The organism is Type-D symbiont of Plautia stali, from assembly GCF_001485335.1.
Taxonomy (GTDB): Bacteria; Pseudomonadota; Gammaproteobacteria; order Enterobacterales; family Enterobacteriaceae; genus Pantoea; species Pantoea vagans_C.
Genome location: NZ_BBOC01000185.1, coordinates 1 through 1,377 on the forward strand (window position 1 = coordinate 1; position 1,377 = coordinate 1,377).

The following is a 1,377-nucleotide window of genomic DNA, read 5'->3' on the forward strand; positions in this document are numbered from 1 at the left end:
ACGCCCTTCTAAGTGTCAAGTCGTTATTTGAGTGCTGTTAATCTGCCGATTTTGATTGCGAAGCAGTGTGAAGACCTCGCGTGCGATATAACGTTTCAGGCAGCGCAGCGCTTCCATTTTTGAGTGCCCCTCCGCGACTCTTTTCGCGACATACTCCTGCGTTTTCGTATCTGTACGTAACCGGCCTATAGCGATGATATGCAGGGCGCTATTTGCTGCGCGATCTCCACCACGGTTCAGTCTGTGGCGATTTGTTTTTCCTGATGAGACGGGAACGGGACTGACTCCGCATAAGGCCGCGAAGCCAGGCTCAGACTGCAGCCGTTGAGGGTTATCACCCGCAGTGATGAGCAACTGAGAAGCGGATTCATAGCCGATAGCGTTACGCTTGATCAGCTCAGGTGCCAGCTCATCAACGATTGACGCGATCATGATATCCAGGTCTGCTATTTCATCGTGAAGTTCAAGATATCGTCGAGCCAGCGATTTCAGGGCAATACGATAAGCATCCTGAACATTACGATACGCCGTCACATCCGGCCGCCATGCGGCCAGGGTTCGAATCAGCTGCATCCGGGTCAGATTACGTAATTGATCACGTAGTTCATCCGGAGATGAAACGATATTCATCTGGATCATTTGCAGCGCAATACGACGTGCTGCAACGGCTGTTTTTCGGCAGACTTTCAGAACGCGGAGTGCTTCAATCATCCCGCTTCGTGTTTTAGGTGTGACAGTGCGTATCAATGAGAAAGCTGCGTGGGCGGCACTTTCAGCATCAATTGTGTCACTTTTTCCACGCCTGCGGCGTTCCATTTTATCCGGAGCAGTCACTTCCAGCACGGTGATGCCGGCATTTTGCAGGTGGCGTAGCAAGCCAGCGCCGTAAGAACCGGTACATTCAACTCCGATGCGGGCAACCGTTCCAAAAGATGCCATCCATGTCAGCATCTGCCGATATCCCTGTCGGGTTGTCGCGAAAAAATCACTGCCTAAAACGCGGTTGTTTTCATCAACTACTGCAGCAACGTGCAGGTCCTTATGCGTATCAACGCCGCCCACGACAAACGGTGGGCGAACTGATTTAGTCTTCGCCATAGCCTAATCCTTTCTGGAACTTATCGTCATTTCTCCTGACGATAACCCGGACAGGACAGTAAGGAGACAAGACGTCAGGCCCTTCTTGAGTCACGCGCATCGGTGAGGAGAAGCCTCGCATGAAGTACTTTCCGTCAACCGACGGGTCCAGGGAAAGACACATTTCTGGTCGATCAGAGTGTGAGTCAGGTAGCCGGAAAGTCTTCACTGCATCAGTGATCTCACCGTGCGAACAAAACAGCAAGCATGATGATGAGAACTGACACAGACATTCTTACT

Annotated in this window: 1 protein-coding gene; it reads right to left on the minus strand. The window is 51.4% G+C overall.

All coding sequences use genetic code 11. From position 1 onward, the window contains the following. Positions 1-15: 15 nt before the first annotated feature. The gene (locus PSSD_RS25875; protein WP_020803817.1) at positions 16-1,098 is read right to left on the minus strand and encodes an IS110 family RNA-guided transposase; all 1,083 of its coding nucleotides are present in this window, start codon (positions 1,096-1,098) and stop codon (positions 16-18) included. Positions 1,099-1,377 lie beyond the last annotated feature (279 nt).